Raw genomic sequence first — 21726 nt, 5'->3', positions numbered from 1 at the left:
TGCATTGAATCTGATCTGTATCCGGTCAAGGAACATACGATGAACAACACACCTACCCTCCATCCCGCCGATGCCTCGGCGCAACCCGCCCCCACAAAGGCCCTCAGTCGCCGGGTGACCGATGCGCCCTCGCGCATGTTCCACTGGCTGTTTGCACTTTGCTTTGCGGGGGCCTACGCCACGGCCGACGGCGAACACTGGCGGCTGCTGCACGTCACGCTGGGCTACGCCATGGCGGGGCTGCTGGGCTTTCGACTGCTGTACGGCATCTTCGGGCCGCGCACCTCGGGCCTGGGCCTGCTGTGGCGCAAGCTGGCGGGGACGCCCGCATGGCTGCGCACATTGCCCCAGGCCCCATCGGTTACGCAGATCAACTGGCGCCAGGGCCAGAACCTGCTGATGGCGCTGGCCATCGTGTTGCTGCTGGCGCTGGTAGCGCCCCTCACCCTCAGCGGATATGCCACGTACAACGACTGGGGCGCTGCGCTGGGTGGCAACTGGATGGGAGAAGCGGTGGAAGAAGTGCACGAGTTCTTCGGCAACGCCCTTCTGTTTGTGGTGTTGGCGCACATCGCGCTGATTGCCGGCTTGAGCGTGCTGCGCCGCAAGAACCAGGCCCTGCCCATGCTCACGGGCCGGGTGGAGGGCAAGGGACCCGACCTGGTTCCGAAGAACCGCACCTGGCTAGCAGCCCTGCTGCTGATCGCAACCCTGGCCTTTGGCGCCTGGCAGTGGCAACAGTCGCCCGGCGGATGGGTGGCCAACGGCACATCGACCGAACGCCAGCGGCACCACGATGACGACTGACGCACAGCCCCAAACAGAAGGAACTACGCCATGAAAATCTACATGTGTGCCGTTTGCGGCTGGATCTACGACGAGGCTGCAGGCCTGCCTGACCATGGGATCGCGCCCGGCACCCGCTGGGCCAACGTGCCCGACGACTGGCGCTGCCCCGAATGCAATGTTGGCAAGGCTGACTTTGTGATGTGCGAGGTGTGAAGGAGAGGTATCGGGTGCGGCCCACTGCGCTACGTCAGGGCTGCAGACATCGGTGCGCGGTATAACCGTTACACCATTGCATCCTCTGTGCAACGCAGCCTCACACACCCCATGCCACCTACCGACTCCCCCACCGGGCTCGACCCGGCCCTGGCCGCCCAACGCCTGCGCGACGAGGGTCCCAACGAACTGGGCATCAGCCAGCGCCGCACGCTGCGCGACATGGCCTGGGACGTGGTCACCGAGCCCATGTTCCTGCTGTTGCTGGGCGCAGGTGCCATCTACCTCGCCATGGGCGATGCGCACGAGGCGCTGATCCTGCTGGGCTTTGTGGTCATCATCATGGCGATCACGGTATTGCAGGAGCGCCGCACCGACAACGCGCTCAACACCCTGCGCGACCTCTCCAGCCCCCGGGCCCTGGCGTTGCGCGGCGGCACCATGGTGCACATTGCCGGCCGCGACGTGGTGCGCGAAGACCTGCTGATGATTGCCGAGGGAGACCGCATCCCGGCCGACGGAACGCTGCTGCAGGCCCACGAACTGGCCGCCAACGAGTCGATGCTGACCGGCGAGTCGGAGCCTGTGGCCAAACAACCTGCCGACAAGGTGTTTGCGGGCACGCTGGTGGTCAGCGGCCAGGGCCTGCTGAAGGTGACCGCCGTGGGCCGCCACACGGAGCTGGGCCGCATCGGCCAGTCGCTCGACACCATTGCCCTGCAGGCCTCGCCGCTGCGCGAGGAAATGGCGCGGCTCACGCGCAAGCTGGTGGTCATTGGCCTGTCGCTGTGCGCGCTGCTGGTGGCCCTGTTCTGGGCGCTGCGCGGCGACTGGCTGCAGGCCGTGCTGGCGGGCATCACGCTGGCGATGGGCGTGTTGCCGCAAGAGTTGCCGGTGATCATGATCATCTTCCTGGCCCTGGCCGCTCGGCGGCTGGCGGCGCAGCAGGTGCTCACGCGGCGGCTCAACGCCATCGAGACACTGGGTCAGACCACCGTGCTGTGCGTGGACAAGACCGGCACGCTCACCCAAAACCGCATGGCGGTGGCGGCGCTCTGCATTGCGGGCCAGGAGCTGGATGTGCAACACCTGCCAGCCGCAGCGGATGGCAGCGCGCTGCCCGATGCCTTCCACGAACTGGTCGAATACGCCGTGCTGGCCAGCGAGATCGAGCCGCACGACCCCATGGAGCAGGCCTTTCATCGCATGGCGGCGGACCACCTGGTGGACACCGAGCACCTGCACCCCGCATGGTCGCTGGCGCGCGAGTACGAGCTGTCGCCCCAGCTGCTGGCCATGAGCCACCTGTGGCGCGACGGCACCTCGGCACACGACACGGTAGCCACCAAGGGCGCGCCCGAAGCCGTGGCCGACCTCTGCCACCTGTCCGACGCCGAGCGCGCCGCCGTCAGCGCCCAGGCCGCGCGCCTGGCCGATCGGGGCCTGCGGGTGCTGGGCGTGGCCAAGGCCCGGCACCACACGCAAGACACCTGGCCAGACGCCCAGCACGGCTTCGACTTTGAATGGCTGGGTCTGGTCGCACTGGCCGACCCGCTGCGCCCCGAGGTGCCCCAGGCCGTTGCGCAGTGCCGCCAGGCGGGCATTCGCGTGGTGATGATCACCGGCGACCACCCCCGCACCGCGCGCGCCATAGCAGCCCAGGCAGGCATCGCCAACGACCGCGTGATCACAGGCGACGAGCTGGGACAGATGCCGCCGCAGGTGCTGGCCGACCAGGTCCGGCAGGTCAGCGTGTTTGCGCGCATCAAGCCGCATCAGAAGCTGGCGCTGGTGGAAGCCCTCAAAGCCCAGGGCGAGGTGGTGGCCATGACCGGTGATGGCGTGAACGACGCCCCGGCCCTCAAGGCCGCACACATCGGCATCGCCATGGGCCAGCGCGGCACCGACGTAGCCCGCGAGGCCGCTGCCCTGGTGCTGCTGCACGACGACTTCGCGGCCATCGTGCTGGCGATTCACCGGGGCCGGCAGACCTTTGCCAACCTGCGCCACGCCATGGTCTACACGCTGGCGGTGCACGTGCCCATTATTGGGCTGGCGCTGCTGCCGGTGCTGTTCGGGCTGCCGCTGGTGCTGGCGCCGCTGCACATCGCATTTCTGGAGCTGGTCATCGACCCGGCCTGCTCCATCGTGTTCGAGGCCGAAGAAGGTGCTGCCGACCTCATGCAGCAGCCGCCGCGCGCGGCCGACGAACCCCTGCTGTCCACCCGCCACATCCTGCTGAGCGTGCTGCAGGGCAGCGTGGTGACCGCTGCCGTGGTGGGCCTGTACGCTTGGCTGCTGAGCCAGCCCGCCCATGCCGCCACCGCCAGCACGGCCGCGTTTGTGGTGCTGGTGGCCGCCAATGCCGCACTCATCCTGCCCAGCCGCAGCAGCCAGACGGGTTGGCGCAGCCTGTGGGCGGGACTCACCCCGGTCAGCCTGTGGGTGGCGGGCGGCACGCTGGCCGCGCTGACGGCCATCACCACCGTGCCATGGCTGACCAATGCTTTCAGGTTTGTGCCGCTATCGCCCCTGCACTGGTTCATAGCCCTGCTGGCCGGGCTGCTGCTCACGGTGGTGTTTACGGCCAACAAGCGCTGGCTGCAGCCCGCCACACTGGCGCGCCATACTTCCCTCGCCTGATCCTCCCGCACTACACTATGCCCATTGTTCTGGAATCCATCGACCACGTCGTGCTCACCGTCGCCAGCATCGACAGAACCATTGCGTTTTATGAGCGCGTGCTGGGCATGACCGCGCGGGAGTTCAAGCCCCAGCGGTATGCGCTGCACTTCGGCGTGCAAAAGATCAACCTGCACGAAGTGGGCACGGTGGTGGACCCCAATGTGCGCCACGCGACGGCGGGCTCCGGCGACCTGTGCTTTCTCACCCAGATGCCACTCGACGACGTCATCGCCCACCTGCAGGCCGAAGGCGTCCCCATCGTGCAAGGCCCGGTGGGTGCAACGGGCGCCCGCCACAGGCTGCGCTCGGTCTACATCTACGACCCGGACGACAACCTGATCGAGATTGCCAACGAGGTGTGAGGCGGTGGCTGCACCGATCGCAGTACGGTCTCCCTCACAACGATCAGAACTCGGCCGAGATCGCCGCCCGCAACAAAGTTGCCGCGGGCTCCACCAGCTCTTGCAGCTGCCCGGCCCGGTCCTGCTCGATGGAGTGCAGCACCATTTCGTTGATGCCCCCCACCACGGCCATGGCCATCATGGGCTGCAGGGGCGTCTTGCGTTTGCGCTCACCCGGGCGGTTGTTCACCACGTCCAGCATCAGGTCGGCCAGTTGCTGGTTGGCGCGGCGGCGCGCGGCCAGGCCCGTCGGGCCCAGGCCCAGGATGTCGATGAACAAGGTGCGCAGCAGCACGGGGTTGCGCGCCAACACGCCAAAGTAGGCGGCCATGGCCTGCTCCACCTGGGCCTCCCAGTCGCTGTGCGGATCGATGGCAGCGCGCAGCACCGCAATCGCGTTGCCGCTGGCMGCCTCGTACAGCGCGGTCAGGCACTCGGCCTTGTCGGCAAAATTTTCATAAAAGGTGCGGCGCGACACGCTGGCTTCGCGCACGATGTCGGCAATGGTAGTGTCGGCATAGCCCTTGGCGGCCACGGCGCGTGCCATGCCCTCCAGCAGGCGGGCGCGGTGTTCGGTGCCCGCAGCGGGTGCAGCGGGCGCAGCAATTGGGGCGGTGACGTCACTCATGGAGGCTGATCGCAATGCAGAAAATTCGACGAGGTACTTGACAGTACCATAGTTGATCTGCATCATACAAATCCACCGGTACTGCAAAGTACCAAATCCATGCACCACCGCGCGGCCCCCTTGCGCCAGGAGCTTTCTTCATGACCGAACTCGTTGTCCGCCGCCTGCTGATCGACCTGGAGACGCCGTTTGCGCGCCACTGGTGTGGTGGCGACGCGTTTCGCTCTGCGCTGTTCAACGCGCTGTCGATGAGCTTTCCGGTGGGCGAGCAGTTCTTTATCGATGCCGTGCGTGACGGCCACAAGGCCCTGCACCCCGACAGGCAGGCGCAGTTTGCCGACGAAGTGCGTGGCTTCATCGGGCAGGAGGCCACACACCGCCGCATCCACGCGCTGTTCAACGGCCACCTCGACCAGCAGGGCCTCGCCAATGAATGGGCCCCGCGTGCGCAAGAGCGCATGAAGCTGTTTGCGGGCGCCGACCCACGCCATCCGCTGGCTGTGACCGCTGCCAACGAGCACTTCACCGCCCTGCTCGCCGAATGGCTGCTTGCCCACCCCGAGGTGCTGCAGGGCGCCGAGCCGCGCCTGGCCACGATGTGGCAATGGCACTGCGCCGAAGAGTCCGAGCACAAGAACACGGCCTTCGACCTTTACCAGGCACTGGGCGGCAACCACGAGTGGCGCATCACCTGGTTCCGCCGCATCACGGTGGTGTTCCTCGGCGATGTGCTGCGCCAGACGGTGCTGAACCTGCGCCGCGATGGCTCGCTGTGGAAATGGAGCACGTGGACCAGCGCCGCACGCACGTTGTTCGGCAAGGGCGGCCTGGTGCGCGAGACCTGGCGCCCCTGGCGCGAGTACCTGCGCCCCGACTTTCACCCCAGCCAGCACGGCACCGACTTGTCGGCACGCTGGCTGGCGGAGCACAGCAACGCCTACACCCCGGTGGGTGCGCGCTGACAACCACGACCTGACACCATGACCCATCCCACCACGCCCCGGCACACAGGCCGGGCAGGCGCGGCTTTGCTCTGCCTGCTTGCATCTACCACCCTGACCCTGCTGCCCCTGCAGGCCCACGCCGCCCCTTTGGCGTTTGACGCAGCGCTGCAGCAGCTGCAGCAGCGCTCCGACCAGCTGGCCGCATCGCGCAGCGCCGTCGAAAGCGCCCAGCTGCGCCGCGACGCCATGCAGCGCCTGGGCGGCCCGGTGGTCAACCTGAGCGGCGCCGCCTATACCTACAACGCCAACCTGGACGTGGACCTGAACCCGCTGAACCGCGCACTGCCTGGCGTGCTGTCGCAGCTGCCACCCCAGCTGGCGGGCTCGCTGGCCCAGTTGCCGCATCTGCCGTCCAGCTACACGCTCAACCGCAGCAAGAGCGACACCACAGCCTCGGTCTCTGCCATCTGGCCGATCTACATGGGCGGCGCCAGCAATGCGGCCCGGGGCCTGCTGGATGCCCAGGCGCAAGAAGCCCAGGCCGACGCCGCCAAAACCGGCCATGAGGCCACCACCCTGCTGGTGCAGCGCTACTTTGGCGCCCAGCTGGCGCAGCGCGCGGCCCTGCTGCGCGAATCGGCCCTGGCCACCATTGAGCAGCACGACGCCGCCGCACAGAAGATGCTGGACGCCGGCGTGATCGCACGCGTCGAACGCCTGCAGGCCCGCTCCGCGCTGGAAGAGGCCCGCCGCAACGCGCGCAAGGCCCGCGACGATGCCGAGCTGGCCGCCACGGCGCTGACCCGCACCCTGAAGGCGTCCGACCCTGTGACGCCCACCAGCCCCCTGTTTGTGCTGAGCCAGCCGGTCGAGCCCCTGCCCCACTTCATCGACACCGCCTTGGCCCACCACCCAGGCTTGGACAAGGTGGCCGCCAAGAAAGAACAAGCCACGCAACTGCACGCCGCCCAGGAGGCACTGCGCAAGCCCCAGGTGTTCGCGTTTGGCCAGCGCCAGCTCAAGACCGGCCGCGATGCCGACTGGGTGGCCGGCGTGGGCGTGCGCTGGACGCTGTGGGACTCCATCGACCGCAACGCGCTGGCCGAGTCATCCAATCGCCAGATCGAGCAGGCTGAGCGCACCGGCGCGCAGGCGCAGAACGACATTGCCCTGCTGGTGGAAAAACGCTGGCTGGCCCTGGAACAGGCGCGCCGCGCCTACTTTGCGCTGCAGCCGGGTCTGGAGCTGGCCGACGAAGTGCTGCGCCTGCGCATCTCCGGCCTGAAGGCGGGCACCAGCACCACGCTGGACCTGATCGACGCCCAGGTCAACCAGGCCAAGGCCCAGACCGAACGCGCGCAGGCCGCCCACGACTACGTGAAGGCGCTGGCCGATCTGCTGGAGGCCTGCGGCCTGTCGGAAGACTTTGGCAAATACATGGCGCGCGCTGATGCGCTGAAAGTGGAGTGAAGAGCATGAGCAAGAAAACAGCAGCCATCGGCACGGTGGCCTTTGTGGCCGTGGCAGGCTTTGTGGGCTTTGGCCTGTGGAAGGCCTCGCAGCCTGCGCCCGAGGTGTTCCAGGGCCAGATCGAAGCGCAAGAGGCCGACATCGCCCCCAAGGTCACCGCGCGCATCGCGCAGATCCTGGTGAAGGAAGGCGACCAGATCGCCGTGGGCGCACCACTGATCCGCATGGACAGCCCCGAGGTCACCGCAAAGCTGGCCCAGGCCACGGCGGCGCAAGAGGCTGCCCAGGCCGTGGCCGACAAGGCCCAGCACGGCGCGCGCCCGCAAGAGATTGAAATGGCCCGCCTGAACTGGCAGCGCGCCGTGGCCGCTGCCGACCTGGCCGAATCGTCCTTCAAGCGCGTGGACGGCCTGGCCCGCGAGGGCCTGGTGGCGGCGCAAAAACGCGACGAGGCCGAGGCCAACTTCAAGGCCTCGCGCGACCAGGCGCTGGCGGCCAAGGCGCAGTACGACCTGGCCCGCGCCGGTGCCCGCACCGAAGACCGATCCGCCGCCAGCGCCCAGGCGCGCCAGGTGGCGGGCGTGGTGGCGGAGGTGCAGGCGGCCCAGGCCGAGACCGAGCTCAAGAGCCCCGTCGCCGGCGAAGTGGCCAAGGTGCTGGCCCGCACGGGCGAGCTGTCGCCGCAGGGCGTGGCCGTGGTCACGGTGGTGGACCTGAAGGACCAGTGGGTGGTGCTGAATGTGCGCGAAGACCGTCTGCAGCGCTTTGCTATCGGCAACGAGTTCGACGCCACGCTGCCCGCGCTGGGCGGCAAAACCGTGAAGTTCAAGGTCTACCACACGGCTGCGCTGCCCGACTTTGCCACCTGGCGCGCCACACGCGCAGGCCAGGGCTTTGACGCCCGCACGTTTGAAGTGCGCGCGCGCCCGGCAACCCCCATCGAGGGCGCACGCCCCGGCATGACGGTGCTGGTGAACTGAAATGCGACACCCCCCTGAGCGCCTTCGGCGCTTCCCCCCGCTCTCGCAACGCTATGCGTTGCGGGCAGGGGGACGCAGCCCTCGCTGCGGGGCGGCCCTTGCTCGGCTGCCCTCTCCGGGCCGCGCCTGTTCCGAATTCCGCGACGGGACTGGAGCGCGATGGAAAACCGATCCCAAAAAGTGCCTCCAGCGCTTATCTTGCAAGCGCATAAAGCTATGAATTCAATAGCAAAAAGCCTTAGCCGCGAAGCCCGCCGCCTCGCGGCCGATCCGTGGGACCTGGCCATGGTCACCTGGGTGCCGCTGCTGGGCGTGGCGCTGCTGTGGTGGATCTTCTCGGCCGGCCTGCCGCGCCACCTGGCGGTGGGCGTGGTGGATGACGACCACTCCAGCCTGTCGCGCCAGCTGGTGCGCATGCTGGACGCCACACCGGGCGTGCAGATCACCCAGCACTTCACCAACGCGGCCGAGGCCGAACGCGCGCTGCGCGCGGTGGACGTGTACGCCGTGGTCTCCATCCCGCGCGACTTTGCGCGCACGGTGAAGGAAGGCCGCGCAGCGCAGGTCACGCTGCTGCACAACGCGCAGATGTCCACCCACTCGGGCCTGCTGCAGCGCGATGTGCGCACGGCCGTGGGCACCTTGTCGGCCAGTGTCGAGATGGCCGCGCGCAACAAACGCGGCGAAAGCGCCCAGGCCGTGCACGTGAGCATGGAGCCCATCCACACGCAGATGGTGGCGCTGTTCAATGTGTCCAGCAACTACGAGCAGTTTCTGGGCGCGGCGCTGATCCCCGCCCTGCTGCACATCCTTGCCATGACGGCCGGCGCCTGGACGGTGGGCCGCGAGCTGCGCGACCGCACGCTGGGCGAGTGGCTGGGCGCAGGGGGCTGGGTGCGCACTGCAGGCGCGCTGGTCGGCAAGCTGGCCTTGCCCTGGGTAACACTCACGCTGGTGGGCCTGCTGGCGCTGGTGGGCATCACCTGGGGCCGGGGCTGGCACCCGCCGGGCAACCTGTGGTGGGTGGCTGCGGCGCTGGCGCTGCTGGTGGCGGTGTCGATCACCGCAGGCGCTGCGCTGGCGGGCATCACGCGGTCGCTGCGCACTGCGCTGTCGGGCGCTGGCTTTTTTGCGGCACCGGCGTTTGCGTTCAGCGGCGTGGCGTTTCCCCTTTCGGGCATGCCCGGCAGCGCACGCGCGTGGGCCGAAGCCATGCCGTTCACCCACTACATCCGCCTGCAGATCGAGCAGCTGCAAATGGGCACACCGGTGGCTACCAGCGTCTCGACGATGGTGGCGCTGACCATCGCCACCGCCGCGCTGTGGATGGTAGGCGCCACGGCGCTGAACTTGGCGCACAAGCGCCCAGACACCTGGGGAGGCCGCTGATGAACGCACCGATGCAACCCATGCCGGTGACCACGCCACCCCGCCAGGGCCTGCTGGGCGCCTGGTTGCAAGCGCTGGCCACCGTGGTGCGCGACAAGGGCGTGCTGCTGCTGTTGGTAGGAGCGCCTGTTCTGTACGGTTTTTTCTACCCCTGGTTCTATGCCGACGAGGTACTGACCCGCGTGCCGGTGGCCGTGGTGGATGGGGACCACACCAGCCTGTCACGGCAGATCACCCGCTTTGCCGACGCTGACCCGCGCATCGAAGTGCGCCTGGTGGCCGCCAGCGAACGCGAGGCGCAGGAGGCCCTGTGGCGCGGAGAGATCGAAGGCTACGCGGTGATCCCTGCCGGGCTCAAGCGCAGCGTGGTGCGCGGCGAAAACGCCGTGGTCAGCATCGAGGCCAACGGCGCCTATGCGCTGCTCAACAAGGCCGTGCAATACGGCTTTGCGGAAGCCGTCGGCACGGTATCGGCCGGGGTCGAGATCCGCAAGCTGCAGGCCAGCGGCCAAAGCGCCCCACAGGCCCGCGCCAGCCGCGCGCCGGTGCAGCTGCAGATGGTGGCACTGTTCAACCCCACCGAGGGCTACGGCAGCTTTGTGGTGCCTGCTGTGGCGCTGCTCATCCTGCAGCAGACCTTGCTGATGGGCGCTGCGATGCTCACCGGCACCTGGGTCGAAAGCGGCCAGCACCGCGCAAGCGCCAACACCTGGCTGGGCCGCCTGCTGGCGCTGTGCACCCTGGGCTGGGCCAGTGGCCTCTTCTACTTTGGGTGGATCTTAGTGCTGCACGACTACCCGCGCGGCGGCAACCCGCTGGGCGCACTGGCGCTGCTGGCCTGCTACATCCCGGCCATCGCTGCGCTGGGTGTGTTGCTAGGGCTGTGGTTTGGCAACCGTGAACGCGCGCTGCAGGTGCTGCTGTTCACCACACTGCCCATCGCGTTCGTCGCAGGCTTCTCGTGGCCGGTGGAGGCCCTGCCCGAGCCGCTGCAGTGGCTGCGTTGGCTGCTGCCCAGCACCTCGGGCGTGCAGGCGTCGCTGCGGCTCAACCAGCTGGGTGCGCCGCTGTCCGCCGCGCTGCCTTACCTGTGTGCATTGGTGGCGCTGGGTGCGGTGTGCGCAGGGGCCGTGCTGGCCCTTGCGAGACCGTCAAGCACTTTGCGCCCTGGTGCCTAAGCAGCTCAAGCAGCAAACGCGGCGGAGCGCGAGCGCAGAGCTTACTGAGGGTGGGCAGCGGCCTGTTGCCCGTTACGCAAGCGCACCGGGCCGCTGCGCTCTTCCACCGCCGCTTGCACTTCCTTGCGCAGGCCCAGTGCAAACGCCCATTCGGCCACCACAAACAGCGGGCCCACGATCAGGCCCACCAGGTCGTCCACAAAAGCGGGCTTGCGGCCTTCGTAGTAGTGGCCCACGAACTGGATCACCCAGCCCACGGCAAACAGGCCAATGCCCGTGGCCAGCCAGACGGCCAGGGTCTGTGCGGCCACCCATTGCCCGCCCACCAGCATGACGGCCAGCAGCGCGGCCATGGCCAGGCCAAAACGCATGTCCAGCCGGAAGTAGAAAACACTGGCCACCAGCGCTGCCAACAGCGCCGGGCTTAGCGGCAGCGCACCCACCATCCATGTCGGGCGCGACAGCAGGATGACGACGGCGAACATGATCATGGGCACGCCCACAAAATGGGTGTGGATGTTGCGCGGGTCGCGGTGGTAGTCGGCGTATTGGGAGAGGTGGTCGATCAGGGTTTTCATGGGTGTCTCCAGCATGTGTTTTGCGCAGCATCAATACTCGCTCTCAGGCCGCGCCAGCGTCTGTCGTGCAGACGACAAAAAGCCGCCGCGCCCTCCTGCCCCGTTCAATCGCATCCCATGTCCACCCCTTCCGCCTACCTGCCTGTCCTCCAGTCTGGCCGCTGGTTTGCCCACCTGCCGCCTGACTTTGCCCAGCCGCTGATTGCCATGGCGCAGTTGCGCCATCTGCCGACGGGCGAGGTGCTGTTCCGGCGCGGCGATGCGCCCTGTGGCCTGTATGCGGTGGTGCGCGGCGCGGTCAGCATCTCGGGCACCGGGGGGCGGGCCGACGAGGCGCGTGCGGCGCTGTTGATCCGCCTGGAGCCGCCGCACTGGTTTGGCGAGATCTCGGTGTTTGACAACTCGGCCCGCACCCACGATGCGCAGGCCACCGAACCCACCACCCTGGTGCACATCCCGCACGAGCGGCTGCAGCACTGGCTGCAGGCCCACCCGCAGCACTGGCACGCGCTGGCCTTGTTGATGACCGACAAGCTGCGCTCTGCCTTCGTGGCGATGGAAGAGCTGGCGCTGCTGCCCGCCCCACAGCGCCTGGCGCGGCGCCTGGTGATGATGGCCGAGGGCTACGGGCAGTGGACGGCCGAAGGGCAGTCGCGCCGCGTGATCGAGATCTCGCAAGAGCAGCTGTCGCTGATGCTGGCGATCTCGCGCCAGACCACCAACCAGATCCTCAAGGACCTGGAGTCGCGCCAGCTGGTGCGCGTGCAGCGCGGCGAGGTGGAGATTCTGGACCTGGCCGGCCTGCGGGGGGCCTGCGCCTGATTACTATTAAATCGATAGCAACCAAGGCATATTGCACTAGCGCATCGGCGTGTTTTCACACAAATACTAAGCACACATTCCATTTCCGGGCAAAATGGCGGCCATGCAACTCAACTACATCGCCAACGCCTCGGTGCCCTCGTCCTCGGGCCGCACGATCCCCGTGATCGACCCGTCCGACGGCCAGCCCTTCGACGAGATCCAGCGCAGCAACGCCGACGACATCGACGCGGCGGTGCATGCAGCCCGCCAGTGCTACCACGCGGTGTGGCAGAAGCTGGCCCCGGTGGAGCGCGGCCGCCTGCTCCAAAAGCTTTCGGCCAAGATCCTGGAGCATGCGGACGAGCTGACGGCGCTGGAGCAGCGCGACTGCGGCAAGCCCACCAAGCAAGCACGCGCCGACGCCATTGCGCTGGCCCGCTACTTCGAGTTCTACGCCGGTGCGTGCGACAAGTTCCACGGCGAGACCATCCCCTACCCCGACGGCTACAGCGTGCTGACCTGGCGCGAGCCCCACGGCGTCACGGGCCACGTGATCCCCTGGAACTACCCCATGCAGATCTTTGGCCGCAGCGTGGGCGGCGCACTGGCGGCGGGCAATGTGTGCGTGGTCAAGCCGGCCGAAGACGCCTGCCTCTCGCTGATCCGCGTGGCGCAGCTGGCAGCCGAGGTGGGGTTCCCAGCCGGAGCTTTGAATATCGTCACCGGCTACGGCCACGAGGTGGGCGACGCGCTSGCGCGSCACSMSGGCATCGACCACATCAGCTTCACCGGCAGCCCSAAGATCGGCACGCTSATCCAGCAGGTGGCKGCCGARCGSCAYTGCCCSGTSACGCTSGAGCTSGGCGGCAAGAGCCCGCAAATCATCTTTGCCGACGCCGACCTGGACGCCGCCATCCCCRTGGTCATCAATGCCATCGTGCAGAACGCCGGGCAAACCTGCTCGGCGGGCTCGCGCGTGCTGATCGACTCGCTGATTTATGAACCCCTGCTGGAGCGCCTGGGCAAGGCGTTTGAAAAGCTGCGCGTCGGCCCCGCTGCCATGGACCTGGACGTGGGCCCGCTGATCCGCCAGACGCAGCAGCAGCGCGTGTGGGACTTTTTATCGGACGCGCAAGTGGCCGGCATCCCCATGGTGGCCCAGGGCGTGGTGGTGGACGAAGCCCCCGAGACTGGCTACTACCAGGCCCCCACCCTGCTGCGCGATGTGCCCGTGGGCCACCGCCTGGCGCAGGAAGAAGTCTTCGGCCCCGTGCTGTCGGCCATGGCCTTCCAGGACGAGGACCACGCGGTGGAACTGGCCAACGCCACGCAATTCGGCCTGGTGGCCGGCATCTGGACGCGCGACGGCGCGCGCCAGTTCCGCATGGCCAAGCGCGTGCACAGCGGCCAGGTGTTCATCAACAACTATGGCGCGGCCGGCGGTGTGGAGCTGCCGTTTGGCGGCGTCAAATCCAGCGGCTACGGGCGCGAAAAGGGCTTTGAGGCGCTGTACGGCTTCACCACCTTGAAGACCATTGCCATCAAGTACGGTTGAAGAGGCATTGCAGGGTGTCCCGCTGGCGCGCGACGGTGCTGGCAGGCCCCGCTAACCTCGGCTGCTTCTGTACGACGATTTTTCTTCCCCATGCCCCTGAGCCCCCCCGCCCCCCGCACCCTGAAGCATGTCCGCCGGGTGAACTACCAGGGCTTTGAACGCGACGATGGCCTGTGGGACATCGAAGGCGAGCTGCATGACAGCAAGGCCTACGACGCCCCCTCGCACCGCGACCCGACGCGCACGCGCCTGGCGGGCGAAGCCATCCACCACATGTGGCTGCGCGTGACCGTGAACCGCCAGCTGGTGGTGCAGGCGGTGGATGTGTCCATGGATTCGCATCCGCTCAAAGGCTGCACCGAGGCCCAGGCAGCGCTGCAGCGCATGGTGGGCTGCAGCATGGCACGCGGCTGGCGCCAGGCCATCCAGAAGCACCTGGGCGGCGTGGAAAGCTGCACGCACCTGCGCGAGCTGCTGTTCAATCTGGCCACGGCAGCATTCCAGTCGGTGCCTGCCGTGTTTGCTGCCAGCCACCCCGACGAGCCGCCGCGCCACCTGGGCCAGTGCACGGGGTGGGACTTCAACGGCAACGGCGTGAAGGAATTCTTCCCCCAGTTCTACGGCCGGGAGCCCAAGGCACCCGCCCCGGCAGCCCCTACGGCCGATACAGCTTCGGCCACTGAAATTTCAGCCCCATCGGGCGCTAGCGCTAGTTGAATATGCGCTGGTAGCTATCAATTTTGATATATCACCACAACCCATCGGAGACACCCATGCGTGTGCAGAACAAATCCATCATCGTCACCGGCGCTGGCAACGGCATTGGCGAAGGCATCGCCAAACGCCTGGCCGCTGAAGGCGGCAAGGTCATCGTCAACGACATCAACGAGGTGGGAGGCCAGCGTGTGGTGGCCGAGATCACGGCCGCCGGCGGCACCGCCGCGTTCTTCAAGGCCGACGTGACGAAATCCGCCGAAGTGAAGGCGATGGTCGACGAAGCCGTGCGCCTGTACGGCCGCCTGGACGTGGTGGTGAACAACGCAGGCTGGACGCACCGCAACCGCCCCATGCTCGAAGTGAGCGAGGACGAGTTCGACAAGGTCTATGCCATCAACATGAAGAGCATCTACCTGAGCGCCATCCACGCCGTGCCCGCACTGCGCCAGGCGGGTGGCGGCAGCATCATCAACATCGCCTCCACCGCCGGGCTGCGCCCCCGCCCAGGCCTGACTTGGTACAACGGATCCAAGGGCGCCGTCATCATCACCAGCAAGTCCATGGCCGCTGAGCTGGGCCCCGACAACATCCGCGTGAACTGCATCAACCCCGTGTTCAACCCCGACACCGGCCTGGCCGCCGAGTTTGCGGGCGGCCCGGTGGACGATGCGCGCCGCGCCAAGTTCCTGGCCACCATTCCGCTGGGCCGCTTCTCCACCGCGCTGGACGTGGCCAACGCCGCGCTGTACCTGGCGAGCGAAGAGGCGTCGTTCATCAGCGGCGTGTGCATTGAGGTGGATGGCGGGCGCTGCGTTTAAGTCAGCAAGCAAACAATCAGGCGTCGCGGCATGCTCTGTGAAGCAGCCACCACGCCCCCTTTTGAGCGGCCCAATCCGCACTGGGGCAGTGCGGATTGATTTGACGGTGCTGGCCCTGCTGCCTATAGTGCCGCCGATGTTTGCGAGCCACTCTCCCGCCACAGCTGCCAGCGCCACCGCGCCGCTGCGCCGTGGCGCGCGCTCGCAGGCCACGCTCCAGGCCGGTGACCGCGCTCTCTGCACCCTCGCTGCAGATTCCTGAGCCCGGCGACACCCCCTCCCCTCCGCATTCTTTTCGCGCACCTCTTGTCGCCGGGCCCCACGCCCAGCGCCAGCTTGCGCCTTGGCAACCGCCGGGGCGCAGACGTCAGGAGTGTCCATGCCCCCGTTCCCTTCGGGCGAGATTTCGCTCGCCCCGTGCGCCCTTGCGCACAGCCTGCCCGCCGATGAGGCCATCGCCAACCCGTCTGCCGCCACCGACATCACCCGCCACTTCATCCGCGCCAAGCGGCCTTGTGCCGATGGTTACCGCTGGTACCTGCGCCGCCAGGAGGGCGCCAGCAACTACCAGGCGCTGCTGGACGACCTGGTGCGCGAAGGCCGCGTGGAAGACGCGTGCTGGATGCTGGACCAGTTCGGCCCCACCAACGATGTGCTGGAGGTGGACCACCTGGAGGCAGACGCGCTGGTGTTTGCGGGCAGTGTGCGCTGCCGGGGCCATGCCGACGTGGAGGGTGTGCTGCGCACGGGCCGCAGCCTGAGCGTGCTGGGCGGCCTGCGGGTGGGCGGCGCGCTGCGCGTGGGCGAAGACCTGCGCGTGGCGGGCGCGGTGCGCTGCGAGGGCAGCGCGCGGCTGCACGGCGATGCGCGCGTGGGCTGGTCCCTCACGGTGGCGCAGCGGCTGCAGTGCACAGGCAGCCTGCGTGTGGGCGGCGAGCTGGACTGCGGCGCCGCCGCCCACGTCAGTGGCCACTGCCGGGTGGCCCAGGATCTGCGGGTGGTGGGCGACCTGGGCTGCGACGGCGGCATCAAGGTGGGCGGGCATCTGCAAGCCGATGCCGCCGTGCAGGCCGCCCGGGGCGTGTGGGCCATGGGCGATGTGGTCTGCAAGGGCCACCTGCAGGTGGGCTGGGGTGTGCGGGCCGGTGGTCACATCCACGCCAGCGGGGCCATCCGTGCGGGCGAGAGCCTCTGGGCGGGTGAAACGATTGCCGCGGGCGACGCCTACGGCGTGTATGCGGGCCTGGATGTGCCCTTGCCCGACTGGCCCCACAGCGCACAGGTGTGCGCCCGCGAACAGCCGGCACGCCTGCTGAGCGGCTGCTGGACCGGGGGCACGGGGAGCACGCCATGATGGCCAGCGCCCTTTGCCTGCACCTGTCTGGCCATGCCACCACCACCGGAACCACCAAGCCATCGACCAGCCCCGGCCTGCTGGGCCGCTGGGCCCAGTGGCTGACCGAACTGCGCATCGACGTGGACCTGTCGGGCCGCGACATCCAGCGCGAGTTCGATGCGCTGTACGACCGCATTCGCACCAACCACCGCACGCGCGATGCGATGCAGCCGCTGCCCCTGCATCTGCGCGGGCTGGTGTTCCGCCTGCGCGAGGCCGATGGCGAATATTTTGTGTACGCCATCGACCCGCTGCGCAACCGCATCGTGGCCTACACCGTGTTCAACCGTCTGGTGGAGGTGGACCGACGTACCGACCGCCACCTGCGCGCACCCCACACCAAGGTAGCGCACGGCTACCGGCGCATGGGCATTGCCACCGCCATCTACCGCTGGTGGCTGGACTCTGGCCGCAGCCTCATGACTGGCGCACGCCAGTCTGCCGGCGCGCACGGCCTGTGGATGGCCCTGGCCCGCGACTATGAGCTGGCAGCGGTCCGCATCGACGCGCACAAGCGCGTGCAGCACTTGCCGCTGCCACCGCCGCCGGGATTTTTCGACGCGCTGGATACGCGGCTGGTGCTGGTGGGGCGCGATTGCCGTTTGGCGGACTTCACGCTGCCTGCCGCCTGTGGCGGCGACTGACCGGCTGCGCCCAGCCGTGCGGTGCGGCTCAGCCCAGCACCTCGCGCAGGGCGGCCTCGTAGAGGCTGGTGAGCTTGTCCATCACGCCCAGCAGGCGTTCGCTGGTGGTCGCCACGGCACTGAGCCCTGCCTCATCGGCCGGTCGGCGCAGGGCGGAGTCGAAGAACAGCCACTGCGAGTCGGCCAGCTCCAGCTCGCTGCGGATGACGGGCGTGGACACCGGCGCTGTTTTCAACGTCTGCAACGCCTGCCGGAAGTCGGCCGCATCGGCCACCAGCTGCGCCTGCACGACCTTCGACTCCACCTTGGCCGCATTCAGAAAATAGTTCTTGGCCAGGCGCTGCGACAGCATGCGCTGGCGGCCCGCCAGGTTGACCAGGCGGGCGCTGGGGGCCTGTGCCATCTTCTCGATGGACTCGGTCACGGTCTGCGCGACCAGCAGCGTGCGATCTGCCTGCTCGGACGCCGCAACGACCAGTGCGGTCTGGGTGGCCGGCGCTGCCGTCAACTGGTTGAGCAGGGCAAACTGCTTTTGCACATCGGCCAGTTGGCGCCCCACATCGGCAGGCCATTGCCCTGACTGCATGCCTCGGGCCAGCTCGTTGCTGCCCGACTGCGCCATCTTGCGTGCCAGCCCCATCACGTCCACCGCAGCGCCCGGCAGCACCTGCAGGTACTGCTGGCAATAGGCCTTGGCCATGCGTTGCGACAACGCACGAAACCAGCCCGCATAGTTGATGGCGCCGGACAACCCCATCTGTGCCTGGGCCCCAACGGCCACACTCGCCCAGGTGGGCAGCAGGATGCCCGCCGCCACCCATTGCACCGCCACACGGCGCTGGCATGGCATGGCGTCGGCGGAGAACCTGTTCAATAGCTCGCGAACTGGCATGGGAACCCCCTGAAATCGGATGCCCATATTGTTGCAACGCAGCATTTCGACGCCCTGCGCCAGATCAAACATCCCCCATCCGCGGGTCCCGCACCTGCGAAGACACAGAACCCATCTTCAGGGTCATTGGCAGGCGGGCCCACTGATGCGCACCAAACCTGACACACTGCGCCGTTCAGGAGACACACATGTTGATACAACTGACCTATGCCAGCCGCACCTCCCGTGTGCTCGGCCCTGCGGACATCAAGGACATCTTGGGCGCGTCGCAGCGCAACAATGCCCGCGCGGGCATCACTGGTGCGCTGTGCCTGAACAACGGCATCTTCCTGCAGCAGCTCGAAGGCGACCGTGCTGCGGTCAACGCGCTGTACCACCGCCTGCTCAAGGACACGCGCCACAAGGACACGGCCGTGCTGGACTTTGGCGAGATCCCGCACCGCCGGTTTACCAGCTGGTCCATGGGGCTTCTGGGCTCGTTGGACGCCAACCGGCAGCTGTTCCTCAAATACTCCAGCACCCCCGATTTCGACCCGTTCAGCATGAACACCTTGACGCTGCGCAGCTTCTTTGACGAGATCCTGCAGAACGTGCGCTGGCTGGAGTGAGAAAATGCGGGGCATGTGCCCTCCCGTCCTGCTGAACGAGCCCACCCATGTCTGAACGCGTGATTCCGCTGGTCGATGAGCGCCTGGCCGCGCTGGCAGCCACGGTGCCAGCGCGGCTGGTGAGCCCCACGGGCCAACTCACCGACACGCGGGGCCGCCCGCTGCGCGACCTGCGCATCAGCGTGACGGACCGCTGCAACTTCCGCTGCAACTACTGCATGCCCAAGGAAGTGTTCGACAAGGACTACCCCTACCTGCCGCACGGGGCGCTGCTGAGCTTTGAAGAAATCACGCGGCTGGCGCGGCTGTTTCTGGCGCACGGCGTGCGCAAGATCCGCCTGACGGGCGGCGAGCCCCTGCTGCGCAAGAACCTCGAAGACCTGGTGGCGCAACTGGCCCAGCTGCGCACCGTGGACGGCGTGGCGCCCGACCTCACACTCACCACCAACGGGTCACTGCTCGCACGCAAGGCCCAGGCCCTGAAGGACGCGGGCCTGAACCGCGTGACGGTGAGCCTGGACGGCCTGGACGACACGATTTTTCGCCGCATGAACGATGTGGACTTTCCGGTGGCCGATGTGCTGGCCGGCATCGAGGCCGCGCATGCGGCGGGCCTGTCGCACATCAAGGTCAACATGGTGGTCAAGCGCGGCACCAACGACCACGAGATCTTGCCCATGGCGCGGCACTTTCGGGGCACCGGCACCACGCTGCGCTTCATCGAATACATGGACGTGGGCGCCACCAACGGCTGGCGCATGGACGAGGTGCTGCCCTYTGCCGAACTCATCGAGCGCCTGCGTGCCGAACTGCCGCTGGTGCAGCTGGACCCGAGCAGCCCCGGCGAAACCGCCGAGCGCTGGGGTTATGCCGATGCCCAGGGCCGGCACGACCCTGCGCTGGGCGAGGTGGGCGTGATCAGCAGCGTGACCCAGGCCTTCTGCCACGACTGCAACCGCGCGCGCCTGTCCACCGAAGGCAAGCTCTACCTCTGCCTTTTTGCCAGCCAGGGCTACGACCTGCGCAGCCTGCTGCGCGGCGGCGCGAGCGATGCTGACATCGCCTCGGCCATCGCTCCCATCTGGCAGCAGCGCAACGACCGCTACTCCGAGCTGCGCAGCAGCCTGCCCGCCGACACCAGCCAGGGGGCGCGCCGCGTTGAGATGAGCTACATCGGGGGCTAGTGTGCTGTCCCGCAAATAACTGCACATGAAATCGCGTCCTCACCCCCAAGGCTGCGTTGCAAATCCTCGCGATAGCTACGGCTATCACTGCGGTTTGCGCCTTGCCCTGGGCGCGATGCCATCGATTTCATTTCGTGCAGCTATTTGCGGGACAGCACACTAGCAGCTCTGTAGAAAAAGCGTTGCGCTCATGCACAGCGCCGGCTATCCAGCACACGACTCTTTGCCCACAGGATTTCAATTGATCAATCAGCAAGACATCACCGGCCTGGTCCTCGCAGGGGGCCGCGGCTCCCGCATGGGCGGGGTGGACAAAGGCCTGCAGAACTTTCGCGGCCTGCCGCTGGCCTTGCACACGCTGATGCGGCTACAGATGCAGACCGGCGCCACCATGGTCAATGCCAACCGCAATCTGGCGGCCTACGAGGCCTTTGGCACGCCGGTGTGGCCGGACGTGCTGAGCGACTACGCCGGACCCCTGGCAGGCTTTCTGACCGGGCTGGAGCGCTGCGAAACCCCCTGGCTGCTCACGGTGCCCTGCGACACGCCGCTGTTTCCGCTGGACCTCGCCCAGCGCCTGGCGGCAGCGGCAGACGCCGAGGGCGCCGACATTGCCATGGCCGCAGCGCCCGAAGACGACGGCAAGGGCCACATCACCGTGCGCCCGCAGCCGGTGTTCTGCCTGCTGCGTGTGGACCTGCTGGAAAGCCTGGTCGCCTTCACCCAGGCCGGTGGCCGCAAGATCGACGCGTGGACCGGCCAGCACCGCTGCGCCATCGTGCCGTTCGACCAGCCGGGCGATGACCCCCAGGCCTTTTTCAATGCCAACACGCTGGCCGAGCTGCACGCGCTGGAAAACAGCAGCGCGCCCCAGGCCTGACCCGCGCGCCAACCCCATGAACAGTCGCCCCCTGCTGGACGCTGGCGCGGTGCAGATCCGCCCCCTGGTCGCCGCAGACGCATTGGCCTACAAGGCTTTGCGCGACGAGGCCCTGCGCACAGCGCCGGACGCCTTCACCTCGGACTACGAATCCTCCGTGGGCCGCGATGCCAGCGAGTACGTGGCGCGCTTCGGCGCGCTGGAGTCCGGCCAGTTTTTCCTGGGCGCCTTCGACACGGCGGGCCAGCTGCTCGGCTGCCTGGGCTGCGAGCGCGAGCAACGCACCAAACAGCGCCACTGCGCGGTGGTGGTCGGCATGATGGTGTCGCCTGCTGCGCAGCGCCGGGGCGTTGGCCGGCAGCTCGTGGATGCCTGCGTGCAGGCCGCCAGCCAGGTGCCGGGGCTGACCCAACTGGTGCTCACCGTCACCGCGTCCAACCAGCACGTGGTGCGCCTGTACGAGCAGGCCGGGTTCCGCCCCTGGGGCCTGCTGCCCAACGCCATCGTGGTGGATGGCGTGGGCTACGACAAGCTGCACATGGTGCGGCTGCTCTCCCACTGACTTCAAGCGAATCCCACCCATGAAAACCATTGCCCAGATTGCCGCCGAGCTGCAAGGCTACGACCCGCAGGCCCTGAGCGCCGCCGATGTGAACCAGTTTCTGGACCGGCTGGTCGAGCCCGTTGCCGCCACCGAAGTGCTGCCGCTGTTCAGCGCGCTGGGCCGCGTGCTGGCGCAGGATGTGATCTCGCCCGTCAGCGTGCCGCCCCACGACAACTCGGCCATGGACGGCTACGCTTTTGCGGGCGCGCAACTGGTGGCTGGGCAGCCGCTCACCCTGCGCGTGGTGGGCACCGCCCTGGCGGGCAAGGCCTGGGCAGGCACGGTGGCTGCGGGCGAATGCGTGAAGATCATGACCGGCGCCATCATGCCCGCCGGGCTGGACACCGTGGTGCCGCAGGAGTTCACCAC

At 67.8% G+C, this 21726-nt stretch carries 22 protein-coding genes and 1 pseudogene; 20 read left to right on the top strand and 3 right to left on the bottom strand.

The window, feature by feature from the left end:
- Positions 1-39: 39 nt before the first annotated feature.
- From AC04MI_RS09830 to AC04MI_RS09815, 4 genes are all read left to right on the top strand, one after another.
- Positions 40-807 (top strand): cytochrome b/b6 domain-containing protein, encoded by a 768-nt coding sequence (locus AC04MI_RS09830; protein ID WP_436075412.1) that lies wholly within the window; start codon positions 40-42, stop codon positions 805-807.
- 30 nt (positions 808-837) lie between these two features.
- Positions 838-1002 carry a rubredoxin gene (locus AC04MI_RS09825; RefSeq protein ID WP_436075413.1) on the top strand — a complete coding sequence of 55 codons (165 nt, stop codon included), beginning with the start codon at positions 838-840 and terminating at the stop codon, positions 1000-1002.
- Between the two features lie 111 nt (positions 1003-1113).
- Positions 1114-3645 carry a cation-translocating P-type ATPase gene (locus tag AC04MI_RS09820; protein ID WP_436075414.1) on the top strand — a complete coding sequence of 844 codons (2532 nt, stop codon included), beginning with the start codon at positions 1114-1116 and terminating at the stop codon, positions 3643-3645.
- 17 nt (positions 3646-3662) lie between these two features.
- A complete protein-coding gene (locus tag AC04MI_RS09815) occupies positions 3663-4049 on the top strand; it encodes a VOC family protein (RefSeq protein ID WP_436075415.1) in 387 nt (128 codons plus the stop codon).
- 43 nt (positions 4050-4092) lie between these two features.
- Here AC04MI_RS09815 and AC04MI_RS09810 read toward each other — a convergent pair whose 3' ends face one another.
- Positions 4093-4716 carry a TetR/AcrR family transcriptional regulator gene (locus tag AC04MI_RS09810; protein WP_121944082.1) on the bottom strand — a complete coding sequence of 208 codons (624 nt, stop codon included), beginning with the start codon at positions 4714-4716 and terminating at the stop codon, positions 4093-4095.
- 140 nt (positions 4717-4856) lie between these two features.
- On the opposite strand from AC04MI_RS09810, the gene AC04MI_RS09805 reads away from it, so the two are divergent.
- The 5 genes from AC04MI_RS09805 (at position 4857) to AC04MI_RS09785 (ending at position 10677) form a co-directional block, all read left to right on the top strand.
- Positions 4857-5678, top strand: coding sequence for a metal-dependent hydrolase (locus tag AC04MI_RS09805; RefSeq protein WP_436075416.1), 822 nt, complete (start codon positions 4857-4859; stop codon positions 5676-5678).
- Between the two features lie 18 nt (positions 5679-5696).
- On the top strand, positions 5697-7130 hold the full coding sequence (locus AC04MI_RS09800) for a TolC family protein (protein ID WP_436078536.1): 1434 nt from the start codon (positions 5697-5699) through the stop codon (positions 7128-7130).
- Positions 7131-7135: 5 nt separating this feature from the next.
- Positions 7136-8110, top strand: a complete 975-nt coding sequence (locus AC04MI_RS09795; protein WP_436075418.1) for an HlyD family secretion protein — start codon at positions 7136-7138, stop codon at positions 8108-8110.
- Positions 8111-8326: 216 nt separating this feature from the next.
- Positions 8327-9499, top strand: a complete 1173-nt coding sequence (locus AC04MI_RS09790; protein ID WP_436075419.1) for an ABC transporter permease — start codon at positions 8327-8329, stop codon at positions 9497-9499.
- A complete protein-coding gene (locus tag AC04MI_RS09785; protein WP_436078535.1) occupies positions 9499-10677 on the top strand; it encodes an ABC transporter permease in 1179 nt (392 codons plus the stop codon). Before AC04MI_RS09790 ends, AC04MI_RS09785 begins: the two co-directional genes overlap by 1 nt.
- Before the next feature lie 41 nt (positions 10678-10718).
- Here the strand turns inward: AC04MI_RS09785 and AC04MI_RS09780 are convergent, their stop codons facing one another.
- Positions 10719-11255, bottom strand: coding sequence for an Mpo1 family 2-hydroxy fatty acid dioxygenase (locus tag AC04MI_RS09780; protein WP_436078534.1), 537 nt, complete (start codon positions 11253-11255; stop codon positions 10719-10721).
- A 117-nt stretch (positions 11256-11372) separates the two neighbouring features.
- Between AC04MI_RS09780 and AC04MI_RS09775 the strand changes: the two genes are divergently transcribed.
- From AC04MI_RS09775 to AC04MI_RS09750, 6 genes are all read left to right on the top strand, one after another.
- Positions 11373-12077, top strand: a complete 705-nt coding sequence (locus tag AC04MI_RS09775; protein WP_099729921.1) for a Crp/Fnr family transcriptional regulator — start codon at positions 11373-11375, stop codon at positions 12075-12077.
- 103 nt (positions 12078-12180) lie between these two features.
- The gene (locus AC04MI_RS09770) at positions 12181-13614 is read left to right on the top strand and encodes an aldehyde dehydrogenase family protein (RefSeq protein ID WP_476497704.1); all 1434 of its coding nucleotides are present in this window, start codon (positions 12181-12183) and stop codon (positions 13612-13614) included.
- Positions 13615-13704: 90 nt separating this feature from the next.
- A complete protein-coding gene (locus AC04MI_RS09765) occupies positions 13705-14331 on the top strand; it encodes a DUF2889 domain-containing protein (RefSeq protein WP_436078532.1) in 627 nt (208 codons plus the stop codon).
- A 56-nt stretch (positions 14332-14387) separates the two neighbouring features.
- The gene (locus AC04MI_RS09760) at positions 14388-15149 is read left to right on the top strand and encodes an SDR family oxidoreductase (RefSeq protein WP_056067300.1); all 762 of its coding nucleotides are present in this window, start codon (positions 14388-14390) and stop codon (positions 15147-15149) included.
- 379 nt (positions 15150-15528) lie between these two features.
- Positions 15529-16503 carry a bactofilin family protein gene (locus AC04MI_RS09755; protein WP_436078531.1) on the top strand — a complete coding sequence of 325 codons (975 nt, stop codon included), beginning with the start codon at positions 15529-15531 and terminating at the stop codon, positions 16501-16503.
- Positions 16500-17189, top strand: a complete 690-nt coding sequence (locus tag AC04MI_RS09750; RefSeq protein ID WP_436078530.1) for a hypothetical protein — start codon at positions 16500-16502, stop codon at positions 17187-17189. Before AC04MI_RS09755 ends, AC04MI_RS09750 begins: the two co-directional genes overlap by 4 nt.
- A gap of 28 nt (positions 17190-17217) precedes the next feature.
- On the opposite strand, the gene AC04MI_RS09745 is transcribed toward AC04MI_RS09750, so the two are convergent.
- Positions 17218-18081 carry a type IV pili methyl-accepting chemotaxis transducer N-terminal domain-containing protein gene (locus tag AC04MI_RS09745; protein ID WP_436078529.1) on the bottom strand — a complete coding sequence of 288 codons (864 nt, stop codon included), beginning with the start codon at positions 18079-18081 and terminating at the stop codon, positions 17218-17220.
- A gap of 188 nt (positions 18082-18269) precedes the next feature.
- Here AC04MI_RS09745 and AC04MI_RS09740 point away from each other — a divergent pair, with 188 nt between their 5' ends.
- The 5 genes and pseudogenes from AC04MI_RS09740 to AC04MI_RS09720 form a co-directional block, all read left to right on the top strand.
- On the top strand, positions 18270-18689 hold the full coding sequence (locus AC04MI_RS09740; protein WP_056067298.1) for a BLUF domain-containing protein: 420 nt from the start codon (positions 18270-18272) through the stop codon (positions 18687-18689).
- A 47-nt stretch (positions 18690-18736) separates the two neighbouring features.
- Positions 18737-19873, top strand: coding sequence for a GTP 3',8-cyclase MoaA (moaA, locus tag AC04MI_RS09735; RefSeq protein WP_476497703.1), 1137 nt, complete (start codon positions 18737-18739; stop codon positions 19871-19873).
- Between the two features lie 241 nt (positions 19874-20114).
- Positions 20115-20753 carry a molybdenum cofactor guanylyltransferase MobA gene (gene mobA / locus AC04MI_RS09730; RefSeq protein ID WP_436078527.1) on the top strand — a complete coding sequence of 213 codons (639 nt, stop codon included), beginning with the start codon at positions 20115-20117 and terminating at the stop codon, positions 20751-20753.
- A 16-nt stretch (positions 20754-20769) separates the two neighbouring features.
- Complete coding sequence (locus AC04MI_RS09725; RefSeq protein WP_436078526.1) at positions 20770-21315, top strand: GNAT family N-acetyltransferase; 546 nt, start codon at positions 20770-20772, stop codon at positions 21313-21315.
- Between the two features lie 19 nt (positions 21316-21334).
- Positions 21335-21726: pseudogene (locus tag AC04MI_RS09720) on the top strand (molybdopterin molybdenumtransferase MoeA); the annotation flags it as partial.

The organism is Acidovorax sp. LjRoot204, from assembly GCF_056175785.1.
The sequence above is the reverse complement of the archived record's forward strand: the minus strand, read 5'-3'. Positions and strand labels throughout refer to the sequence as shown.